The sequence below is a fragment of the Kocuria sp. genome (genome assembly GCF_030536815.1).
GTDB classification, from domain to species: Bacteria; Actinomycetota; Actinomycetes; order Actinomycetales; family Micrococcaceae; genus Kocuria; species Kocuria gwangalliensis.
This window is the reverse complement of sequence record NZ_JAUNPE010000056.1, coordinates 1-14,362: the sequence shown is the minus strand read 5'-3', so window position 1 is coordinate 14,362 and position 14,362 is coordinate 1. Positions and strand designations below refer to the sequence as shown.

General features: G+C 66.5%; 10 protein-coding genes, 1 rRNA gene and 1 pseudogene. 10 read left to right on the top strand and 2 right to left on the bottom strand.

From position 1 onward, the window contains the following. The first annotated feature begins 118 nt into the window (after positions 1–118). The 9 genes and pseudogenes from rrf to Q4E95_RS06975 all read left to right on the top strand — a co-directional run bounded on the left by rrf (position 119) and on the right by Q4E95_RS06975 (position 8,425). Positions 119–235: ribosomal RNA gene (rrf, locus tag Q4E95_RS07015) — 5S ribosomal RNA — on the top strand. A 318-nt stretch (positions 236–553) separates the two neighbouring features. Next, positions 554–2,110, top strand: coding sequence for an alpha/beta hydrolase fold domain-containing protein (locus tag Q4E95_RS07010; protein WP_129699843.1), 1,557 nt, complete (start codon positions 554–556; stop codon positions 2,108–2,110). 42 nt (positions 2,111–2,152) lie between these two features. After that, complete coding sequence (locus Q4E95_RS07005; RefSeq protein WP_303382635.1) at positions 2,153–3,193, top strand: alcohol dehydrogenase catalytic domain-containing protein; 1,041 nt, start codon at positions 2,153–2,155, stop codon at positions 3,191–3,193. 16 nt (positions 3,194–3,209) lie between these two features. Beyond that, on the top strand, positions 3,210–3,365 hold the full coding sequence (locus Q4E95_RS07000; protein WP_202976175.1) for a hypothetical protein: 156 nt from the start codon (positions 3,210–3,212) through the stop codon (positions 3,363–3,365). Beyond that, a pseudogene (locus tag Q4E95_RS06995) lies at positions 3,365–3,672 on the top strand (epoxide hydrolase N-terminal domain-containing protein); the annotation flags it as partial. The gene Q4E95_RS07000 and the pseudogene Q4E95_RS06995, both read left to right, overlap by 1 nt. Further along, positions 3,661–4,578 carry an alpha/beta fold hydrolase gene (locus tag Q4E95_RS06990; protein ID WP_368660317.1) on the top strand — a complete coding sequence of 306 codons (918 nt, stop codon included), beginning with the start codon at positions 3,661–3,663 and terminating at the stop codon, positions 4,576–4,578. The pseudogene Q4E95_RS06995 and the gene Q4E95_RS06990, both read left to right, overlap by 12 nt. 567 nt (positions 4,579–5,145) lie before the next feature. Then, positions 5,146–6,282, top strand: coding sequence for a galactose-1-phosphate uridylyltransferase (gene galT, locus Q4E95_RS06985; protein WP_129699838.1), 1,137 nt, complete (start codon positions 5,146–5,148; stop codon positions 6,280–6,282). Then, positions 6,279–7,517 (top strand): galactokinase, encoded by a 1,239-nt coding sequence (gene galK, locus Q4E95_RS06980; protein WP_303382632.1) that lies wholly within the window; start codon positions 6,279–6,281, stop codon positions 7,515–7,517. The genes galT and galK overlap by 4 nt, the downstream gene beginning before the upstream one ends. Beyond that, positions 7,514–8,425: an aldose 1-epimerase family protein gene (locus Q4E95_RS06975; RefSeq protein WP_303382631.1), complete on the top strand. Its 912-nt coding sequence runs from the start codon at positions 7,514–7,516 to the stop codon at positions 8,423–8,425. The genes galK and Q4E95_RS06975 overlap by 4 nt, the downstream gene beginning before the upstream one ends. Positions 8,426–8,458: 33 nt before the next feature. Here Q4E95_RS06975 and Q4E95_RS06970 read toward each other — a convergent pair whose 3' ends face one another. Beyond that, positions 8,459–9,853 (bottom strand): MFS transporter, encoded by a 1,395-nt coding sequence (locus Q4E95_RS06970; protein ID WP_303382630.1) that lies wholly within the window; start codon positions 9,851–9,853, stop codon positions 8,459–8,461. Positions 9,854–9,888: 35 nt separating this feature from the next. Further along, positions 9,889–12,954, bottom strand: coding sequence for a glycoside hydrolase family 2 TIM barrel-domain containing protein (locus Q4E95_RS06965; protein WP_129699829.1), 3,066 nt, complete (start codon positions 12,952–12,954; stop codon positions 9,889–9,891). A 302-nt stretch (positions 12,955–13,256) separates the two neighbouring features. Between Q4E95_RS06965 and Q4E95_RS06960 the strand changes: the two genes are divergently transcribed. Then, positions 13,257–14,312, top strand: coding sequence for a LacI family DNA-binding transcriptional regulator (locus Q4E95_RS06960; RefSeq protein WP_303382629.1), 1,056 nt, complete (start codon positions 13,257–13,259; stop codon positions 14,310–14,312). Positions 14,313–14,362 lie beyond the last annotated feature (50 nt).

Sequence of the window (14,362 nt, the reverse complement as noted above, 5' to 3'; positions counted from 1 at the left end):
CCCGCACTCATGTGTGGGGCCGGGGGTTTTGATAACAACATACTGGTCAACACACCAGACCAGAAAACAGGTTTCCCCCCCACCCCACACACGCGTGGGGTACAGGGGTGGACAGGTTTTCGGTGGTTATAGCGTGGGGGAAACGCCCGGTCCCATCTCGAACCCGGAAGCTAAGACCCACAGCGCTGATGGTACTGCACTCGGAAGGGTGTGGGAGAGTAAGACACCGCCGAAATCAACGTACACAGGGCAGCGGGCGACACCAATATGGTGGCCCCCGCTGCCCTGTACTCATTTAACACACCGTGGTTACTGCAGCCAGTGTCGGTGGTCTCGCTACGGTGAGGTCACCGACACTGGCTTTTCTTATCCCCACCACCAGCTTTCACCACCCGCCCCCATCACACGAACACACCCGTGAGGGGTTGTAGCCCGTCAGTAAGTGCGCTTAGGGTGAAGGCTGTCAGCTACTCGCGGAGTGGCTACCGCCCGGGGAAACGTTCGTGTTGCGCTCGATAGAATTGCCCCGCGTCAATTATGAGGAGCATTCTTCATGGCCCTGAATTACCCCGCCCAGCCCGGCGACATCGACCACCTGATTGCGGACGACCACACCGTGGTGGACCGGTTGTTCCAGCACTTGGAGGCGGGCCGCGGGGATCGCCGTGTCCTGACGGACCAGATCATTGTCGAGCTGTCCACGCACACCGTGGCCGAGGAAGTGGTGATGTATCCGCTGTGGCGCACGCTGGGGATGGACGAGTTCGACGACGACGCCCGGCAGGAGCACGGCGACATGAAAGAGCTGCTGGCCACCCTCAGCAAGACCGATCCCGGGGAGGACGAGTTCGAAAAGGCCCTGTCCGAGCTAATTGAAGTGACCCGCCACCACGTGGAGGACGAGGAGCAGGAGGAGATGCCTGCGTTCCGCGACAAGGTGGGCGCGGACAAGTTGGCCGAGCTGGGCAAACAGGTCCTGGCCGCTAAACGTCAGGCGCCGCCTGCGCCTCACCCGCACGCCCCGGACGAGGGCAAGATCGAGCGGGCGGTGGGCGCACTGGCCAAGCCGGTGGACGCGGCCAAGGCCGCGGTGACGGGCAAGAACAAGCACCTGGCCACCGATGCCTCCGGACTGCTGGACCCGCAGGCTCAGGCCCTCGTGGACGCCTACTCCGAGCTGACGCCGCGCCCGTCGGAAATCTTGGAGCCGGCCGAGGCCCGCAAGCAACCGGCCCTCGGCGACGGACTCAAGAAGGTCATGCGGGACCGGGGCATCGAGTACCCCGAACCGGTGGACTCGGTGAAAGACGTGCAGATCCCTGACGGCGCCGGTGGCGAACAGACCTTGCGCGTGTTCACCCCGGCGAACGCCGCGGAGGGGACCCAGCCGATCATCCTGTGGATCCACGGCGGTGGGTGGGTGCTCTTCGACGAGGACTCCTACGACTCCTCGTGCCGCGGCCTGGCGAACAAGACCGGGGCGATCGTGGTGTCCCCGCACTACCGCTTGGCCCCGGAGTACGTGTTCCCCGCCGCGCACGACGACGTCCTGACCGCCTGGCGCTGGACCGCCGCCAATGCCGCACAACTGGGCGGGGACCCCTCCCGGATGGCCATTGGCGGGGAGTCCGCGGGCGGGACCATGGCTGCGGCCACCACCCTGCAGTTGGTTCAGGCCGGGGAACCGCTGCCGGCGGCCCAGGTGTGCGCGTACCCGCTGACCACGGCGGAGCCGCATGGGGAGTCCATGACCAGCGAGGCCGACGGGCGACCGCTGAGGCTGCCTCTGCTGTCCTGGATGGCCATGTACGCCTTCGAGGGGGTGCCCGAGGCGGCCACGGATCCAAGGATCGACCTGTTGAACTGGCCCCGGGAGTCCCTGGCCTCAATGCCCCCCACCCTGGTGATCACGTGCGAGCGTGACATCCTGCGTGATCAGGGACAAGAGTTTGCGGCCAACCTGGAAGCTGCGGGGGTGCCCACCACCTCCTCCCATTACCAGGGCGTGATGCATGAATTCTTCGGCGCCGCCCCGGTGCTGGACAAGGCCGAACAGGCGCAGCGGGAAACCGCCGAGCACTTCGGTGCCGCCGTCGCACCCGGCCGCTGACCCGCCCTGCACGATCACCGCTACAGCTGAGGAGCGTCACTGGTGAAAGCACTGGTATGGCACGGCGAGGGGGACATCCGCCTGGACACCGTGGCTGACCCCACGATCCAGGAACCCACCGACGCAATCGTTCGCATCACCTGCAGCGCCATCTGCGGCACGGACCTGCACTTCATCCGCGGGACCATGGCGGGCATGAAAGAGGGCACCATCCTGGGCCACGAAGCGGTGGGCGTGGTGGAGGAGGTCGGTTCCGCCGTGCGCGGGCTCTCCTGCGGGGACCGGGTGATCGCGTGTTCCACCATGTCCTGCGGGGTGTGCCGGTACTGCAGGATGGGGCAGACCGCTCAGTGCGACGTCGCCAATCCCAACGGCACCCAGGCCGGAACGAGCTTTTTCGGTGGCCCCGCGCCCACCGGGCCGGTCGACGGCCTGCAAGCTGAGTACGCTCGCGTCCCGTGGGCCTCCAATACGCTGATTCCGCTGCCGGACAACGTCTCCGACGACCAGGCGATCCTGCTCTCGGACATCTACCCCACCGCGTGGTTCGGCGCGGAACTGGCCGGTGTCCGCCGCGGTGACACGGTGGCCGTGTACGAGGCCGGGGCCGTGGGACAGCTCGCCATTGCCGCCGCGTACCAACAGGGCGCGGGCCGGGTGTGGGCGATCGACGGCGTCGAGTCCCGCCTGGACAAGGCCCGCGGGCAGAACGCGGAGGTCATCAACTTCAACGGGGAGGACCCGGTGGAGGCCCTGATGGACGCCACCCTGGGCGTGGGTGTGGACGCCGTGATCGAGGCCGTGGGGGTGGATTCCCAGCGACCCGCTCACGGGCCCGCCGCGAGCGCGGGTGAGCAGCAGGCGGAGGAGTTCGCCGCCGAGGTGGCGCAGGTGGCGCCCAAGACCAACGTGCAGGGTGAGAACTGGGTCCCCCCCCAACGCCCCTTCGCAGTCGTCCCAGTGGGCCGTGGAGTCGGTGGCCAAGTACGGCCGGATCGGGATCATCGGGGTGTTCTCCCCCGATCTGACGTCCTTCTCCATTGGGGCTGCCACCAACAAGAACCTCACCCTGCGCTCCGGTAACTGCGACCACCGGTCCGTGACGCCGCCGCTGGTGGAGCGGGTGGCCGCCGGGATCTTCGATCCCACGCCGTTCGTCACCCAGCACGAGCCGATCACCGACGTCGTGGACGCCTACCTGCATTTCGACCGCCGCGACGAAGGCTGGCTCAAGACGGTCCTGCACACCCAGTGATGTCCGGAAACCCACAGAGGAGATCGCCCATGACCGCACCGCAACCGTTCACCGTGGAGGTGCCCCAGCGGGTCCTCGACGGGATCCGCGAGAAGGTTCGGGCCTACGAGTGGCCGCGCACGCCGTCGATCGCCCCGGACGAGGATCCGTGGACCTACGGCACGGACCCCGCCTGGTTACGGGAACTGTGCCGGTACTGGACGGAGCAGTTCGACTGGCGGGCGGCCGAGCCGAGCTCAACCGCTTCCCACAGTTCACCGCTCAGGTGGACGGGCAGAGCATCCACTTCCTGCACGTGAGGGCCTCCGCGCCGGGTGCCCCCACCGTGGTGCTCACCCACGGCTGGCCGGGTTCCGTGTACGAGTTCTACGGCGTGATCGAGCGGCTGACCCGCCCCGAGAACCACGGCGGGAACGCCGCTCACGGCGTGAATGTGGTGGTGCCGTCACTGCCCGGTTACGGCTTCTCGGGCGCGCCGGACCGCCCGATCGGGCCGCGTCGCGTGGCGCAGCTGTGGGACCGGCTGCTGCGGGAGGTTCTGGGGTACGAGACGTACATTGCCCAGGGCGGGGACTGGGGTGCGATGGTGTCCGGGTGGTTGGCGTTCGAGCATTCGACAAGCAACCGCGGCGGGTGCCGCGCGCTGCACCTGAACATGCTGGGTCTGCAACCGGCCGGCGGCCCGCAGACCGATGAGGAGAAGGCCTGGCAGCAACGGATGCGGACCCTCATGGCCGCCGAGAGCGGCTACATGCATGAGCAGTCCACCAAACCGGTGTCCCTGTCCTACGCCATGGCCGACAGTCCCGTGGGGGCGGCCGCGTGGATCCTGGAGAAGTTCAATACCTGGGCGGACACCACCGCGGAAGGGCAAGTAGACCACATCGAGAACGTGTTCAGCAGGGACCAACTACTGACCAACGTGATGATGTACCTGGTCACCGGCAGCTTCGGCACCGCCACGTGGCTGTATCGCGGCGCCGCCGGCGAGGACTCACGCCGGATGCCCGACGGCGCCCGTGTGAGCGTTCCCACGGCGGTCGCGAACTTCCCGGGCGAGTTCATGCCCTGGCCCCCGCGCAGCCTGGTGGAACGCGGGTACAACGTGGTGCGGTGGTCGGACATGGACCGCGGCGGCCACTTCGCCGCGTTCGAGGAGCCGGAGGTCTTCGCCAACGATCTCCTGGAGTTCGCGCGCCAGGTGCGGGACTGAGCGCGCCGCATGATCGTGTGGTGAACCATCCGGCCCCAGGGGAGGGGAGCCGTGCCCGCTCATCACTTTTATGACGGCACCGTTAGGTGGGCCGGTAATCACGGCGCAGGGACCGGGTCGTACACCTTTTACGGCCGGGAACATCAAGTCCATGCCCCGGGCGTCGTCGTACTGGACTACGAGGACCACGCGATGGGAACCATGGCCGTTGCCGCCAGTGGCGAGGGTGAGTTTGCGCGCGTCATGCTCAGGCCACGGGTGACCATCACTGCTGACAGCGACCGCGCGCGGCGTTGACGTTGCACGAGGGTGTGAGTAAGTACTGCTTCATCGCCCGGTCGGTGAAGTTCCTTGCGAAAAACGAAGCAGAGATTGCAGTAAACACCTCGACAACTGGCCCGGGAGCCGTAAGATGAACGCGCCGTTGTTGGGGGCTGCTGCACGCTTAGGTGACAGTCTGACCGGACTCCATAACGCCGGGGGAGAGAATGCAGGTCTCCCGCATTAATAGTGTTTGCGTTATCATATCTCGTAGAGAACAGTCCCGCACCCGAACGGAGTCATCCGATGAGCACCTCGACTGCCCCCGGCCGGCCAGGATTCGAGCATCGGACCCATCACCTGGCCGATGGTCGGGAGGCGATCTTCTTCGCCGATCGCGGGTCGTCCGTGATCGAGCATGTGCACGATACTCGGCCGTTGGATCAGCGCGCCGGCCACGGTCAGCTGCGCTACGACCGGCTGACAGGGGAGTGGGTGGCTGTGGCAGCCCACCGTCAGACCAGGACCTATCTGCCGCCGGCGGATCAGTGCCCCTTGTGCCCATCCACCGGCGGAAGGGAATCGGAGATCCCTGCTGAGGATTACCACGTGGTGGTCTTCGAGAACCGCTTCCCGTCCCTAGGGCCAGACGTCGGCCAGCTTCCCACCCCCAGCAGCAGCGCTGAGGAGGAGCCGCTCTGGGGGGACCCGTCGCCGGCTTGGGGCCGCTGTGAGGTCGTGGTCTTCACCCCTGAGCACCGTGGGTCCTTCGCAGACCTGCCCGACGAACGTGCACGGACAGTAGTGGAGGCCTGGGCCCAGCGGACGGAAGCGCTTTCTGCGACTCCGGGCATCCGTCACGTCTTCCCCTTCGAGAACCGCGGCGAGCAGATCGGTGTGACTCTTCACCACCCGCATGGTCAGATCTATGCGTATTCCTACGCTGCGCCGCACGCAGCCAGACTCGCTGCACGTTCTCGTCACCACATGGACGAGACCGGTCGGGCGCTCATGGGCGAGTTGCTGCGAGCCGAGGCCGAGGCCGGAGACCGCATGGTGTTGGAAGGTGACCACTTCTCGGCATATGTTCCCTTTGCCGCGCGTTGGCCTCTCGAGGTCCACCTGGTCCCTCATCGGCAGGTGCCGGACCTTGCTGCCCTCGACGACAGGGAGCGCGACGAGCTCGCGCTGCTGTACCGCGATCTGCTGCGAAGGGTGGACCGTCTCTACAGCACCCCTACGCCGTACATCGCGGCGTGGCATCAGGCTCCCGTGAATGCTGTGGATCGGGAGGCCGGTTGGTTGCACCTGCAGCTGACCAGCCCGCGGCGCGCGGAGGACAAGCTGAAGTTCCTGGCCGGTTCGGAAGCGGGCATGGGCGCCTTCATCAACGACGTTACTGCCGAGCAGACCGCTCAGCGCCTCCGGGAGGCGGGAGCATGATCAATGAACCGCACAGCGGAGCAGAGGACCGGGACCTCGTGCATCGCGTCCAGCAGGTGACTCGACGCTTCACCGAGGTCTTCGGAGCAGAGCCCGATGGCGTGTGGCGCGCTCCTGGGCGGGTGAATCTAATCGGAGAGCACACCGACTACAATCACGGCTTCGTGCTGCCCTTGGCAATCGGACACTCGGCACTCGTCGCCGTCCGGCTCCATCACCCCAATGAGCCGGAGTCCGAACGGGTGCGTGCGGCCTCAACCTTCTCCCCCGGAGGAGGCGGCGTCTCCCGGGCAGCCTTCGACGTGGCATCTCTCACGGCGGGCTCGGTCACAGGCTGGGGAGCGTACATCGCGGGCGTGGTGTACGCGCTGTCCCGCTCAGGGGCAGCGGATGTGCCGGGCTTCGACTTGCTGCTTGACTCGACCGTCCCCGTGGGAGCAGGACTGTCTTCTTCACACGCGATGGAGGTGGCCACGATCGTGGCCCTCGACGACCTGCTCGGGCTCGGTCTGTCACCTCAGCAAAAGGCACTCCTGACGCAACAAGCGGAGAACGACTTCATCGGAGTCCCGACCGGGATCATGGACCAGTCCGCCTCCTTGATGGGGCGCGAGGGATCCGCCCTCTTCCTGGACTGCCGCTCTCTGGAGTCTCGCGCCGTGCCTCTGCCCCTTCAGGAACACGGACTGCGCCTGCTGGTGATGGACACCCGGGCCGCGCACTCCCTTGCTGACGGGGAATATGCCAAGCGGCGGGCATCTTGCGAGCTCGCGGCACGCACGCTGGGCAGGGACAGTCTGCGCGACGTCGCCCTGGAAGAGATCGAGGCTGGACCGGACGGCAGCTTCGGTGGGCTCCTCGATCCGAAGACCACCCGTCGCGCTCGGCACGTCGTCACGGAGAACGGGCGGGTGCTCCGAGCCGTGGAACTGCTGGAACGCGGGGATTTCATCGCGGTGGGCGAGCTGCTCAACGCCTCTCACACCTCGCTGCGCGAGGACTTCGAGGTCTCCTGTGCCGAGCTGGACTCCGCAGTGGAGGCCGCCCGGGCGGCCGGTGCGCTCGGTGCGCGGATGACCGGTGGTGGCTTCGGGGGATCGGCTATCGCGCTGATCCACCAGGAGGATGAGCAGACAGTGCGGACCGGGGTGCTCGATGCCTTCGAGCGCAGCGGATTCCGTGCGCCTCAGCTCTTCACCGTGCTGCCCTCCGCCGGTGCCGACCGCGGCGCATGAGCGCGTCTGAGGTCACTAACGAGGTCCTGCTGCGTCGGGGGCGGGTGGCCGCGGTCGTCGATCCGTCGACCGCAGCGCTGTGCCGGGTGGAGGACTCCGGTCGTCCGCTGATGGCAGCGCGGCAACCGGGAGTCGCCTATGACGACTACCGAGGTGCGGTGTGTGCACCCTGGCCGAACCGGCTGGGCGGGGGACGCTACGAGTTCGCCGGACGGTGGCACCAGCTGCCGCTCAACGACACCGCCCACGGGGCTGCGCTGCACGGGCTGACGGAGTACGGCTGGTGGCGGATCGTTCACCGGGACGAGTTCTCCGTGGAGCTGACGCAAGATGTGCGCACAGAACCTGGCTATCCCTTCGACGTGGAGGTTACGGCCCGCTACGCGGTCGACGAGCACGGGCTGCAGGCACAGATCACCGCGCGCAACCTCGGTGCGGAGAGCGCGCCCTACGGCAGCTGTCCTCACCCCTATTTGGTGGCCGGTCCCGGCATGGCCGATGATTGGCGGCTGGAGCTCCCGGCCCGGACCCGTCTGGAGGTCAGCCCGGCCACGCGCCTGCCGGTCGAGTCGGTGCCCGTGCCCGGCACCCCCTTCGACTTCCGCACCTCGCGGAGCCTGGCCGGCGCAGAGCTGGACCACGCCTTCACCGACGTCGCCCACGACGCCGAGGGCTGGTGCACGGCGCGCCTGTGGTCAACCGTCGGACAGGGCGTGGAGCTCAGCTGGCACGGGAGTGCTCGATGGGTGCAGGTCTACACCGGGGACTCCATGAACGGCGGACCGCGAGCGGCTGTGGCCATCGAGCCCATGGACTGCCCGCCGGACGCCTTCCGCAGCGGACAGGACCTGGTGCACCTGGCCCCGGGCAGCACACACCGGCTGCAGTGGCGCCTTCGCGCTCTCTGACGGCGGCACCATGACGACGAGGCTGGCTCGGGATCAGACCTGCTGCTCCAGCTCCTCCCGCAACCTCCGGTTGACCCGCTCGACATCGAGCTTGCGCAGCAGCACCAGAATCACCACGTTGAAGGCCGCGGGAAGCCACAGATACATCACATGCAGCATGGTGATAACTGAGTCCGGCTGCACGTCGGCCATGCCGTCGTACTGCGCCCAGGCCAGCAGCCAGCCAGCCAGCGCGGTGCCCAAGCCGCCGCCGACCTTCACGCCCAGCGAAGTGGCCGAGTACAGGGTGCCGTCGATGCGCTGCTTGGTGCGCAGATAGGTGTACTCGGAAGCCTCGGCGATCAGAGCGTTCAGCGTGCCTTGCAGCGGGGCCATGCCCAGCGAGGCGACGGCCGTGAAGAGGAGCATCAGCGGCACAGACTCGGCGTAGCCGGCCGCGATCACGCCCACGCGGCCCAGCACGGCGATCACGTAGCCCCACAGGTTCACCCCGTACATGGCGCCCACGCGCTTGACGATCAGCGGGGTGACAGCCAGTGCCACGACCAGCGGGCCGTTCAGCGCCAGGGCGAAGGTGCCCAGCAGACCGGGATCCCCCAGCACATAGGTCATGAAGAAGATGCCGGTGGTGTTCACCATGGCCGAGAACAATTGCATCAGGATGAAGACGGCCAGGATCAGCAGGTAGTACTTGTTGGTCACCAGCAGCCGGGCCGCGCTGCTCGGGGAGTAGTGCTCCATCTGCAGATTCATCGCCTGGGTGGGGGCCTCCTGGTCCGGCCGGTCCATCAGGTCTCTGGCGCGCAACTCGCGCACCGAGAGCACCGACAGGGAATTCACCGCCAAGCCCACGACCGCATAGACGATGGCCATGGTGCGCCAGCCCTCGGCGCCCCCTCCAAACGATTCCACGGCGCCGATGGTGATTGCCTGGATCAGGAGGTTGGTGGCGAAGGCGAACATAAAGCGGATCGAACCCATCTGCACACGCTCGGCGCCGTTCTTGGTGATCAGCGCGGTCAGCGCCGAGTAGGCGATGTTGTTCGCGGTGTAGAACACCGAGTTGAGCAGAACGTATGCCACGAAGAACCAGGCGTACTGCGCGAATTCACCTATCTGCGTTGGGATGGCGAACAGCGCGATCAGGGTGATCGCGCAGCCGAAGTAGCCCCAGAACATCCAGGGGCGGGCTTTACCCATGCGGGACTTCGTCTTGTCCATCAGCGCGCCGAACACGACGTCGGTGATGCCGTCGAGCACCCTGGCCAGCAGCATCAGTGTGCCCACGATGCCCGGGTTCAGCCCCACCGTGTCGGTGAGATAGATCAGCATGAACGCCGAGAGCAGGACGTAGACCACGTTCCCGGCAATGTCTCCTGAGCCGTAGCCCAACTTGTTGTACCACTTCAGGTACGTCTTCTCCTGCACAGCTGCACCTCGTCGTATCTCGTGCGGACGAGCAGTCACTCGTCGATGGTGGGGATGAGGGTGATCTTGAAGTCCAGCTCCTCCTGGCTGATCCGGAACTGCGGGTCTAGCGCCGGTCCGCAGCTGTTCGAGCCGATGCCCGCCTGCGCTGCGTCCAGGCACAGCACAGTGTGCCCACTGCGCTGCAGCTCCACGTTGTGGGCCCGGGCGGTGAGTTCCTCCTGGCTATAGGGAGAGGCGCTGAAGGAGAACCGCTCCGGTCCCACAGCCGTGAGCCCCAGCCCCGCTCCGCGGACCGAGACGATCTCGCAGTCGTCATGGCTGCCGTTCTCCTGCGGGCGCAGATAGTCCTGGTGCAGCTCGTCCACGTGCGCGCTGAAGGTTGAGTGCCAGCCTGCGTGCCGCTTGTCCCGATAACTCTCCAACGGGCCGATACCGTAGTAATCGACCCGGCTCATGCTCTCCGGCAGCCACAGCCGCAGGCCGAAGCGCGGCAGGTCCGGCATCTCAGGATCCTTGTGCCCGTGGACGGACAAGCTGATGCGGCCGTCGGCGAAGAAGCTCCATGCCAGGTCCAGGCGCAGGATCGGCTGCATGGTGGGGGCCACCAGCGCGGCCTGCGCGGTCACCACGGCCGCGCCGTTGCACTGGTCGATCTGCACGTCGTAGGCGTGGACGTGAGTCATGTCGTAGCGCGCGGCCAGCCACTGACGCTTGATATTGCGGTCGTTGTCGGTGGGGGCCCGCCAGATGTTGAGCTCCGCCGGAGCGCTGAGCAGCTTACGTCCACCCGCGCTCAAGCCGTGCAGCAACCCGGTGAAGGCATCGATCCTGGCCTCGGCGTCGGGTGCGGTCACGGTGATCCATCTACCCTGACGCATCGCGGTGGGCGCGGGGTCGCGTTCAGAAAGCTCCAAGAGAGCGGCGGCTTGCCGGTGGGCGGGCCGGGCGGTGCGAAGCTCGATCTCATCGAATCCAAGCGCGTGTCCGGCGGGCAGTGCGGCGGTGGCCTCGACCATGGATGTGTGCACCCGCAGGTGGCATCGGCCGGAGTCCGGCACAGGCAGAGGCATCTCCACCTCGATCTCGGCGTGCGGAGCCAGCGGCTCCGGCAGGCTCAGAGCACCGGAGTGCACCAGGTCGCCGTCGTGATCCAGCTCGAAGCGGATCGCGATGCTGTCATCCGCCCAGGTGAAGTCCCAGTCGTTGCGCAGAATCAGCTGCCCGGCGTCCTGGTCGAAGGCCACCGCCCGCAGCGGCCGGTGCACGTTCTTGTACTCGAGCAGGCCCGGGTGCGGGGTGCGGTCCGGGGCGACCAGCCCGTCCACGCAGAAGTTGCCGTCGTGCAGGGTCTCTCCGTGGTCGCCGCCGTAGCGGTAGGTGGTGTGGCCGTCGTCGGTCTGCCCGGCGGCGATCGCATGATCGGCCCACTCCCACACAAAACCACCGCACATCTGCGGATGCTCTCGGAACAGCTGCGCGTACATGGCCAGGTCCCCGGGGCCGTTGCCCATCGCATGTGAGTACTCGACCAGCAGGTAGGGCTTGGCGGTCCCCTGGGAGAGCTCGGTCAGGATGTCCTCGCGGCTGAGGTACATCCGCGAGTCGATGTCGATGTTCGTGTAGTCGTACGGGCGCTTGCCGTCGTCATAGTAGGAGCTCTCGTAATGGGTCAGACGCGTGGGGTCGTAGCGCTTGGTCCATTCCAGGGCCCTTTCGAAGGTCACCCCGTACGCACCCTCATTGCCGGCCGACCAGACGAGGATGCTGGGCCGGTTCTTCTCCCGGATCACGGACAGGCGCGAGCGGTCCAGGGTGGCCCCGACCCAGGCGGAGTCGTCCGCGATGAGCTCGTTCCAGCGCTGGACCGTGTGCTCCCAGCTGTCGTCGCGCAGATAGCGCGCCTGCGTGCCGTGGCTCTCATTGTCCGCCTCCGACATCACGTACAGTCCCAGCTCATCGCACAGCTCGTAGAACTGCGGGCAGTTGGCGTAGTGGGCGCTACGCACGGCATTGAAGCTGTGCTGCTTCATCAGCACCAGGTCCCGCCGCATGTCCTCCAGCGACACCGTGAAGCCGGTCTCGGGGTGGAAGTCGTGGCGGTTGACGCCGAGAAACGTGATCGGCGAGCCGTTCAGGAGAACGACGGCGTCCTGGACCGCGATCTCACGCAGACCCACGCGATCGGTGATGGTCTCGTCCTCTGTGACCAACTGCAGCTCATAGAGGTGCGGCGTCTCAGCGGTCCACATGCGCGGGCTCGGCACGGTCAGCTGGGCTTGGTGGGTGAACTCGTCGTCACCGGCTGTGGGAGTCAGGTCGCTCTCGTCCACGCAGCGGTCCTGATCCACTAGACGCACGCGCACTGGAGTCTCCTCACTGCGGAAGTCCGCGCGCACCGTCACGCCGGCGGAGGACGGATCCCAGGTGGTGCGCACGCTGTAGTCGCGGATGCCGTCGGCGGACCGCGAGAGCAGATAGACGTCGCGGAAGATCCCGGTCTGACGGAACTTGTCCTGATCCTCCAGATAGCTGCCGTCGCACCAAGTGAACACCAACACGGTCAGCCGATTGCCCCCGGCCTCCAGAAGCTCGGTGACGTCGAACTCAGCGGTGGCGTGGGAAACCTGGCTGTAGCCCACGTATGTGCCGTTGAGCCAGACGTAATAGCAGGAGTCCACGCCCTCAAAGACCAGGTGGGTCAGTGGCGCCTGTGGGTCCTCGTGGCGGTCGAAGTCGACGGTGTGCACGCCGCAGGGGTTGTCCCACGGCACGTGGGGTGGGTCCAGAGGGAATGGGTAGCGGACATTGATGTACTGCTGCTGGCCAATGCCCTGCATCTGCCAGGTGCCGGGGACTGTCAGCGGTACCGCGTCCGGGCTGTGGAAGTCGCGCGCGGAGAAGCCCACCGGAAGCTCCTCGGCGTTCTCGGCATGCAGCAGGCTCCAGGTGCCGTTGAGCAACTGGATGCGGTCCGAATCCTGGCGCGAGGCGGGGCCCGGGGTGATGGGGCCCGAGCTAGGCATGTAGTAGCTGCGCGGCGGCAGAGTGTTCTCATGCAGGACGGCGGGGTCCAGGTGGAGGCGGCGGGTGATCGTCATTGATGCTCCTGCCTTAGGGCGAGAGGTGGTCGCTGCCAGCAGAGAGCGGGGAGCGACCTGAGAAGGCTTGATGTGATTGCGGCCGATGTTGCTCTAAATATTTGCGTTATCACATCGGCGTAAACCTGATGATCCTATCCATTGTGAGGTGTGTCAAGGATTTTGGGAGATCAAAATGGTGACGTCACCATAAGCGTCTCGCTTCGTGCTGGCTGAAGAGGGGAAGGCTGTCAGCGGCGAGACGTACAGTAGGGGCGTCGACGCCGGGCGTGGCTGTAAGCTCGGAACTAAGGTGCCCGGAGATGAGGAGCGACGTGGTTACAGGGAAATCCCGCTCTCCGCAGAGCAGGCGAGGCGGCGTGGAATGGGCGCAGAGGGCCACGGCCCGCGATGTCGCGGCGCTGTCAGGGGTTTCGGCTCAGACAGTGTCCCGTGTGGCCAACGGGGCTCAGAACGTCAAGCCGGAGACAAAGCAGCGCGTGCTCGATGCCATGGAGAAAATCGGGTACCGCCCCAATGCTGCTGCACGGTCTCTTCGATCGGGGCGCTCGGACGTCATCGGACTGGTGGCTCACCACATGGCACGGACGGGTGAGGCTCACACAGCAGAGGCCATTGCCACCGCTGCGCACGCAAGTGGCTACGCGGTCTCTTTGGCTCACTCACGGTCTGGCGGGGTGGAGGACCTGAACACGGCCCTGAACCAGCTGCGTCAGGACGTGGCCGGTCTCGTGGTGCTGGGGATGGAAGCAGAACAGATTGAGCAGCTGGTGGTGCCTCCGCACACACCCGTGGTTATCGCAGACTCCAGGGCGCTTTCACACCCCACTTTGGGCATCGACCAGGTTGGAGGGGCTGTGCTGGCCGTCGAGCACCTGCTGGGGCTGGGGCACGCCACAGTGCACTTCGTCTCCGGTCCGCAGGATTCGGTGCAGTCGCAGCTGCGCGAGAGCGGTTGGCGGCAGGCACTGCTTCGGCGGGGGGCGGCCGTGCCTGCACCGTATTCTGGAGACTGGACGCCGGCCTCCGGCTACCGAGCTGGCACCGCGCTGGCCGAGGACCCGCAGGCCACTGCGGTGTTCTGCGCCAACGACGAGATGGCCGCGGGTCTGTTGCGCGCTCTGCATGAGCGGGGTCGTCAGGTGCCGGACGAGATTTCAGTGGTCGGGTTCGACGACGTCTTGGCCGAATACCTATGGCCGCCGCTGACCAGCGTGCACCAGGGGTTCACTGAAGTGGGGGAGCGTCTGGTCGATGTTCTTCGTCGGCAGATCGAAGGGCAGTCCGCACCGGCCGGGCAGACGCTCAGTACCCCTGAATTGTCTGTGCGGGCCAGCACGGCGGCGCCAGTCCTCTAGTCGTGCCCACCGCCGAGCCCGGCCTCCTGGCGACCGCCGCCCGAATGGCA

What these genes read in the sequence shown, in the direction of transcription:
- galT (WP_129699838.1), top strand. Translation starts at nt 5,146, where the DNA reads ATGAGCACCTCGACTGCCCCCGGCCGGCCAGGATTCGAGCATCGGACC.
- Q4E95_RS07010 (WP_129699843.1), top strand. Translation starts at nt 554, where the DNA reads ATGGCCCTGAATTACCCCGCCCAGCCCGGCGACATCGACCACCTGATT.
- Q4E95_RS06975 (WP_303382631.1), top strand. Translation starts at nt 7,514, where the DNA reads ATGAGCGCGTCTGAGGTCACTAACGAGGTCCTGCTGCGTCGGGGGCGG.
- Q4E95_RS06960 (WP_303382629.1), top strand. Translation starts at nt 13,257, where the DNA reads ATGAGGAGCGACGTGGTTACAGGGAAATCCCGCTCTCCGCAGAGCAGG.
- Q4E95_RS06965 (WP_129699829.1), bottom strand. Translation starts at nt 12,954, where the DNA reads ATGACGATCACCCGCCGCCTCCACCTGGACCCCGCCGTCCTGCATGAG.
- galK (WP_303382632.1), top strand. Translation starts at nt 6,279, where the DNA reads ATGATCAATGAACCGCACAGCGGAGCAGAGGACCGGGACCTCGTGCAT.